Raw genomic sequence first — 7,261 nt, 5'->3', positions numbered from 1 at the left:
TGGGCCTGGGCCGACGGCCCCGGCGTGCCCGCCGATTTCACCGATCCCGCCTACTGGCCCTGAAACAAAGGAGACCGCCATGTTCCTGCACGGCGTCGAGACCATCGAGAAGGACGACGGGCTGCGCCCGATCCCGCTGCTGGACACGTCCACCATCGGCATCGTCGGCGTCGCCCCCGACGCGGCCCCGGCGACCGCCGCCAGCCTGACGCTGGGCGTCGGCAATGCCGCGGTCACGCTGACCGCCGCCACGGCCGGGACCGCGGGCAACGCGATCACCATCGACCTGGTCGATCCCGGCGCGGCCAGTGCCGCCGCGTCGATCGACGTGACCGACAGCGCGATCCGCGTGTCGCTCGCCACGGACACGGAAAGCGCGATCACCACGACGCCGATGCAGTTGATCGGGCTGATCGAGGGCGAGCCCGACGCCGGGGCCCTGGTCGCCGCGACACTGCCGACGGGCAGTACGGGCACATTGCCGCTGCGCCGGACCCTCGCCCCCCGGCCGCTGGCCGGCGGCGCGGCGGAGCCTTTCCCGCTGAACACGCCGGTGCTGGTCACCAGCCGGGCCGAGGCCGCGCCGCTGGGCTACATCCCCTACGCGAAACCGATCGACGGGATCTTCGACCAGGCCGGTGCCCGGATCGTGATCGTGCGCGTGGCCGAAGGCGCCGACACGGCCGAGACGCTGGCCAACGTGATCGGCGGCGTGGACGGCGCGGGCAACAACACCGGCATCCAGGCGCTGCTCGACGCCCGCGCGAACACCGGCGTGGTGCCGAAGATACTGATCTGCCCCGGCTTCACGAACAACGTCGCCGTCACGGCCGAGCTGATCGCCGTCGCCGACCGGCTGCGCGCCATCGTCATCGCCGACGGGCCGAACACGACCGACGCGCAGGCGATCCAGTTCCGCGACAACTTCGGATCGCAGCGCCTGATGGTCGTGGATCCGTGGGTCACCGTGTTCGACCCGGTCGTGCAGACCGAAGTCGCCGATCCGCCCAGCTCGCGCGTTGCGGGCATCATCGCGCGCACCGACGCCGAGCGCGGCTTCTGGTGGTCGCCGTCGAACAAGCTGATGAACGGGATCACCGGCACGACCCGGCCCGTGTCCTTCGCGCTGAACGATCCGAACACCCGCGCCAACCTGCTCAACGCGGCCGAGGTCACGACCATCGTGCAGGATCGCGGCTGGCGGCTGTGGGGCAACCGCGGCACCTCGGCCGACCAGCTGTGGGCGTTCCTGTCGGTCCGCCGCACCGCCGACGCGATCGAGGAAAGCATCGAAGCGGCACAGCTGTGGGCGATGGACCGGCCGTTCTCGGCGCAGCTGCTGCGCGACATCCGCGACAGCGTGGCGGCGTTCCTGCGGACCCTGCAGGCGCAGGGCGCGATCCTGGGCGGGACCTGCTGGCTCGATCCCGAGCTGAACACCGAGGCGACGCTGAAGGCGGGGCAGCTGTTCGTGAACTACGACTTCGAGCCGCCCGCCCCGCTGGAGCGGCTGACGTTCCACGCCTACCGCAACGGCGACTACTACTCCGACCTGATCGCCGAAGCCACCAGCGCAACCTGAGGAGAGCGCCATGTATCCCCGCACGATCCGGAACTTCAACGCGTTCATCGACGGTGTGTCGTATTTCGGGCGCGTGGCCGAGGCGAAGATGCCGATGCTGCAGCTGCAGACCGAGGATCACCGCGGCGCAGGCATGGACGCCCCCATCGCCGTGGACATGGGGCTTCAGGCCATGTCGGCCGAGATCAGCTTCCACGAATGGGTGCCCGAGCTGATCACCCTGTTCGGCACGAAGCAGCGGCTGGTGCTGCGCCCCGGCGCCATGGGCGAGAACGATTTCAGCGCCGACACGTTCATTGCCACTATCGGCGGGCGCTGGTCGACCATGGAGCCCACGAACCTGCGCCCCAGCCAGGCCGCGCCGCTGAAGCTGACCACGTCCTGCGACTATTTCCGGATGGAAATGAACGGGCGCGAACTATTCGAGATCGATGTCGAGAACGGCAAGCGCGTGATCGGCGGCATCGACCAGCTGGAGGGCATCCGCCAGGCGATGGGCATCTGATGGGCGCGCGCGCCAAACGCCGCCGCGCCGCCCGCCAGAGGGCCTACCAGAAGTGGGCGCGCAGGGCCTGGTCCCCATGGAAGGACCCCCCGCCGCCCGAACCAGCACCGCCGCAACGATGGCGCTGGTTGACCGACTGGATCACCCGCTTCAAGGCGCGATGAGCGCGCCCTGAAAACCCCCTTTCAAGGAGCGTTCACATGGACACGAAGACCGTCACACTGACCCGCCCGATCTACCGCGCCGAGGGCGACCTTGCCAAGCTGACCCTCCGCGAACCCGGCACCGGCGATCTGCGCGGGCTCAAGCTGACCGACGTACTGCAGCTCGACGTCACCGCGCTGCTGACGCTGCTGCCGCGGATCACCGTCGAAGGACTGACCGGCCCCGAGGCCGCGAAGCTGTCGCCCGGCGACCTTGCCCGCGCGGGTGGCGCTGTGGTGGGTTTTTTCGCCCCCGAGACGCAGGGCTGATCCCCGACGACGTGGAGGACGCCATGGCCGACATCGCGCTGATCTACCGTTTCGGCCACGCCGAGATGTGCGCGATGACGCTGCCGGAACTTGCCCGCTGGCGCGCCCGCGCACGGGCACAGGCCGAGGACCGCTGACCGATGTCCGACCTGAACATCGCCATGATCCTGCGCCTGGTCGACCAGGTCACCGGCCCCAGCAAACGGGTTCTGGCGTCGATGCGCGAGGTCGGCGTGGCGGTGGACGGGGCCGGGCGCGGGATGCTGAACACAGCCGACCGGCTTGGCGCGGTGCAGGCGCAGCAGCTGGGCATCGTCCAGAACCAGGCGCTGGGGATCGCAGGACTGGCCACCGCCGCCTACGGGCTGCTGCGCCCGGCGGCGGAGTTCGAAGCGGCGATGGACAAGGTGGGCGCGGTCGCGAACGCGTCGGACGCGGAGGTGGCGCGCCTGACCGCCACCGCGCGCGAACTGGGCGCCACCACGCCCTGGGCCGCCAGCCAGGCCGCCGAGGGGATGCAGTTCCTCGCCATGGCCGGGTTCGATGTGAACGAAACCATCGCGGCCATGCCGGGAATGCTGAACCTTGCCAGCGCCGGGGCGACGGACCTCGCCACCACGGCGGACATCGCCAGCAACATCCTGTCCGGGTTCAACATCGACGCGTCCGAGACGGGCCGCGTCGGCGACGTGCTGACCAACGCGTTCACGAACTCGAACACGAACCTCGCGATGCTGGGCGAGACGATGAAGTATGTGGCGCCGCAAGCGGCCGCCGTGGGCCTGTCTCTCGAGGAAGCCGCGGCCATGGCGGGCAAGTTGGGCGATGCCGGCATCCAGGGCAGCATGGCCGGGACCGCGCTGCGGGCGATGATCTCGCGCCTCGCGGGGCCGACCGGGGCCGCAGCCGACGCGCTGGAGCAACTCGGCATCGAGACCGCCGATGCGGACGGCAACCTGCGGCCCATGATCGACATCCTGGCCGAGATGGACGCGGCCATGAAGGCGCTCGGCAGCGCCGAACAGGCGACGCTGAACAAGGCGATCTTCGGGGAAGAGGCGAGTGCTGCCGCGCAGGTCCTGATGATCCAGGCGGGCAGCGGTGCCCTGCGCGAGTTCGCGGGCGAGATGCGCGAACAAGGCAGCGCCGCGCGGGTCGCCGAACAGCAGAACGACAACGTGGCCGGCGCGATGAAGGCGCTCAACAGCATCACGACCGAACTATCGCTCACCATCGGAGACTTCATGCTCCCGGCGCTGCGCGATCTGCTGGATGGGCTGACCCCAATCCTGCGGAGCCTCAATGAATGGATGCAGGCAAATCCCGAGATCGTCGGTGCGCTTGGGCAATTGGTAATTTGGCTGGCCGCGTTCGCGATCGGCAGTATCGTCGCGCGGCTGGCTTTCGTGGCGTTCTTGCAGCCGATCCGATGGGTGCTGCGACTGTTCGGAAACCTGTTCATCTGGGCCACGCGGTTGAACCCGTTCGCTTGGATGGCGGTCGGCGTGCTCGCACTGATCTACACGATCTACGACAGTTTCGATGGCATCGTGAAATACTTCTCGGACAAGTTCTTCGCCATCAAGGCTGCTTTCGAGAAGGATTTTGTCAGCGGTCTGTTGGAGGTCTGGATCCAGTACAATCCGTTGGGTCTGATCTACGACGCACTGACCGGGCTGACCGCGTACTGGGGCGAAGAGGTCGCGAGCTGGATCGCGGCCATCGACGACGCTTTCACCGGCTTCAGCCTGTACGACAGCGGCAAGCAGATGATCCGGACGCTGTGGGACGGGGCGTCGAGCCTGCTGTCGCAGATGGTCGAAAGCATCAAGGAAACGATCCGGGGGATCATCCCGGAAAGCTGGCTCGAATACATCGGCATGGAAGCGGGCGGCGGCTCGACCGCCCCCGCCGTGGACATGACCGGCCCCATGCTTCCGCCGCGCGCCGACGAGAACTTCGTGCAGACGAACACGTTCAACATCCAGCAGCAGCCCGGTGAAAGCACCGACGAACTGGCGCGCCGCACGGCGGATTACCTGCGCCAGAACGGCGGCGCGGGATCGTCGGTGCAGCGGCTGTCCGACACGCCGGAGGACATGGAATGATCCCGCAGCTGACCATGCTGGCACTGGGCGGGTTCCGGTTCGGCGTGAACACCGCGACCTACCAGGCGCTGCAGCGCACGGCCGCGTATCGCTGGGCGACGCTCGACCGGGCGGGGCGCGATCCGGCCGCGCAGTACCTTGGGCCGGGCATCGAGACGATCACCTTGAACGGCGTCATCTATCCGCATTTCAAGGGCGGTTTGCGGCAGGTCGAAGCGATGCGGCTGGTGGCCCGCACAGGCGAGCCGCTGATCCTGGTGGACGGGCTCGGCTTTGCGCTGCAGCGCTGGGTGATCCTGCGCGTGTCCGAGAACAAGCGCACCTTCCTGCGCGACGGCGCGCCCCGGCGGATCGATTTCTCGGTCGAGCTGCAGAGCTACGGGGAGGACGGCGCATGGCCGAGTATCTGACCGGGCGCGGCGAGGTCCTGGACGAAATCTGCATCGCCGCCTATGGCCGCGCCGACGTGATCCCCGACGTGCTGGAGGCGAACCCCGGCCTGGCCGACCTGGGGCCGATCCTGCCCTACCGCACCCGCGTGATCCTGCCCGATCTGCCCGCGCCATCCGCCGCCCCGGTCGTGCGACTGTGGGGTGCCGCGTGAAGCCCGTGTTCCGCATCGTGGCGGAGGGCGAGGACGTGACCGCGCCCGTCGGCGACCGGCTGCTGGAGCTGCGGATCCTCGACGCCGCGGGGATCGAGGCCGACACGCTGTCGCTCACGCTCGACGATCGCGACGGGCGGCTGATCGTGCCGCCGCACCAATCGCTCGTGCGGGTGTGGCTCGGGATGTCGGGGCCGGGCGCGGGCGCGGTGCCGCTGACGCCGATGGGCGCGTTCCGGGTGGACGATACCGAGCTGACCGGCCCGACCCGCCAGATGCGCATCCGCGCCACCGCCGCCGACATGAGCAGCGCCATCCGCGCGCCCCGCACCCGCGCCTGGGAGGGCGTCACCCTGGGCGACATGCTGCGCACGATCGCGGGCGAGGCCGGTCTGCAGCCCGAGGCCGACGCGCGGCTCGCCGCCTATGCGCCCGGCTATGTCGCGCAGACGGCCGAGTCCGATCTCAACCTGCTGACCCGCATCGCGCGGCGCGTGGGCGGCATCGTGAAGCCCGCCGACGGGCGGCTGGTGCTGGCGCGCCGCGGGGCCGGGACGGCCGCCGACGGCACGCCGCTGTCCCCCGTGACGTTTCCCATGGGCGCCGCATCGTCCTGGTCGTGGCGCACGGCCGACCGGGGCCGGTACGGGTCGGTCGCCGCCTCCTGGACGGAACTTGGGTCCGCGGCCGTGAACACGGTCATCGTGGGCGACGGCCAGCCCCGCCGGGTGCTGCGCCACGTCCACGCCACCGAGGCCGAGGCCGCGCGGGCCGCACAGGCGGCACTCGACGATGCCCGCCGCGGCGCGGAGACCGCGCAGATCACGCTGGCCCGCTTCCAGCCCGCCGCTTTCGCCGGCGCGCGCGTCCGCTTCGCCGAACTGCGCCCCGAATGGGCGGGCGACTGGACCGTGAACCGCGCCCACCACGTGCTGACCGACCGGTTGGTGACCGAGCTCGATCTCGAACGCCCGCCCGCCCCCGATTGAGGAGACCGCCATGCCGATCCATGTCATCGACGCCGATTTCGGAAGCTACGCGCCCCGGCGCAACCGCCCGGTCACCATCGGCCGGGACGAAACGCTGGGCCTGCTGGTGCGCTGGCGCGACGGTCCGGAGCCCGTGAACATCACCGGCGGCTACGCGACCGCGTGGCTGGTCGATGCGGAGGGCGCGGAGCTGGGCCTGCCGGCCCGCATCGTCAGTGCGGCCGACGGGACGGTGGAGATCGTGCAGCCGGCCTTCACGCTGGCTGCGGGGCGCTACACGCTGGTCACGCGGCTCACGCTGGGCGACGTGACCCGCCGCGCGCGGGTGGACCTGACGCTGGAGCGCGCGATCGGCACGCTGGTGTCGCCGCCCGTGGCGCTCGGGTCCATCGCCGACGTGTCGCTGGCGGGCGGGGCCGCGCCGGGGACGATCGACGCGGCGGCGGTGATCGTCGGTGCGACGGACTTCGAGGTCACCGGCACCGGCGCCAGCGTGGACGCGGTCGGTATCGTGACGCTGGCGACGGGTGCCGTGATCGCGGGGGAGACGGTCGAGGTGACCGGATCGAACGACGCCGGGTCCGTGTCGCTGAGTTTCACCTTCACCGTCACGCCCAGCGCGCCGGCAGTGGTGACGCCCGGCCGCATTGAGATCGAGGACCTCGGCACGACCGTGCGGGCGACCTTCGCAGAGCCCGAGCTGTCGGGCGTGCCCGCGCCGGGCGCGGTCCTTGCGGCGACGATCGACGGCGGTGTGCTGGCCGTGACCGACGGCGAGGCGATTATCCCGAAGGCGCTGGCCGTGCAGGCGCTGGCGGCGGTGTGGGCCGTCACGAACACGGCGGGCGAGTTCGAGACCGACCCTGTGACCGCGTCGGTTCCGGCCTACGAGGTGCCCGACGCGATGGCCGCCCCGGTGCCCGATGTGCTGAGCGCCACCGCGATCCGGTTCCCGCGGCCGGCGGCACCCGAGAATGGCGGCAACGCGATCACCGAGTAT

9 protein-coding genes are annotated in these 7,261 nt (G+C 70.3%); all 9 read left to right on the top strand.

Going from position 1 to position 7,261, the window contains the following annotated elements; translation table 11 throughout:
- Positions 1–79 precede the first annotated feature (79 nt).
- Positions 80–1,582, top strand: a complete 1,503-nt coding sequence (locus DDE13_RS21400; RefSeq protein ID WP_111406247.1) for a phage tail sheath subtilisin-like domain-containing protein — start codon at positions 80–82, stop codon at positions 1,580–1,582.
- A gap of 10 nt (positions 1,583–1,592) precedes the next feature.
- Complete coding sequence (locus DDE13_RS21395) at positions 1,593–2,087, top strand: phage major tail tube protein (RefSeq protein ID WP_111406246.1); 495 nt, start codon at positions 1,593–1,595, stop codon at positions 2,085–2,087.
- A 200-nt stretch (positions 2,088–2,287) separates the two neighbouring features.
- Positions 2,288–2,560: a phage tail assembly protein gene (locus DDE13_RS21390; protein WP_111406245.1), complete on the top strand. Its 273-nt coding sequence runs from the start codon at positions 2,288–2,290 to the stop codon at positions 2,558–2,560.
- A 23-nt stretch (positions 2,561–2,583) separates the two neighbouring features.
- Positions 2,584–2,697, top strand: a complete 114-nt coding sequence (locus DDE13_RS21385; protein WP_222626173.1) for a GpE family phage tail protein — start codon at positions 2,584–2,586, stop codon at positions 2,695–2,697.
- Positions 2,698–2,700: 3 nt separating this feature from the next.
- The gene (locus tag DDE13_RS21380; protein WP_111406243.1) at positions 2,701–4,668 is read left to right on the top strand and encodes a phage tail tape measure protein; all 1,968 of its coding nucleotides are present in this window, start codon (positions 2,701–2,703) and stop codon (positions 4,666–4,668) included.
- The gene (locus tag DDE13_RS21375) at positions 4,665–5,078 is read left to right on the top strand and encodes a phage tail protein (protein ID WP_222626172.1); all 414 of its coding nucleotides are present in this window, start codon (positions 4,665–4,667) and stop codon (positions 5,076–5,078) included. Before DDE13_RS21380 ends, DDE13_RS21375 begins: the two co-directional genes overlap by 4 nt.
- The gene (locus tag DDE13_RS21370; protein WP_111406242.1) at positions 5,063–5,272 is read left to right on the top strand and encodes a tail protein X; all 210 of its coding nucleotides are present in this window, start codon (positions 5,063–5,065) and stop codon (positions 5,270–5,272) included. The genes DDE13_RS21375 and DDE13_RS21370 overlap by 16 nt, the downstream gene beginning before the upstream one ends.
- Entirely contained in the window at positions 5,269–6,261 is a 993-nt protein-coding gene (locus DDE13_RS21365; protein ID WP_162631160.1) for a contractile injection system protein, VgrG/Pvc8 family, read from the top strand. Before DDE13_RS21370 ends, DDE13_RS21365 begins: the two co-directional genes overlap by 4 nt.
- Before the next feature lie 10 nt (positions 6,262–6,271).
- Positions 6,272–7,261 (top strand): hypothetical protein (locus DDE13_RS21360; RefSeq protein WP_162631159.1); only part of this gene is annotated, 990 nt, incomplete at its 3' end.

The organism is Meridianimarinicoccus zhengii (genome assembly GCF_003254465.1).
GTDB lineage: Bacteria > Pseudomonadota > Alphaproteobacteria > Rhodobacterales > Rhodobacteraceae > Meridianimarinicoccus > Meridianimarinicoccus zhengii.
This window is presented reverse-complemented; position numbering and strand designations above follow the sequence as displayed.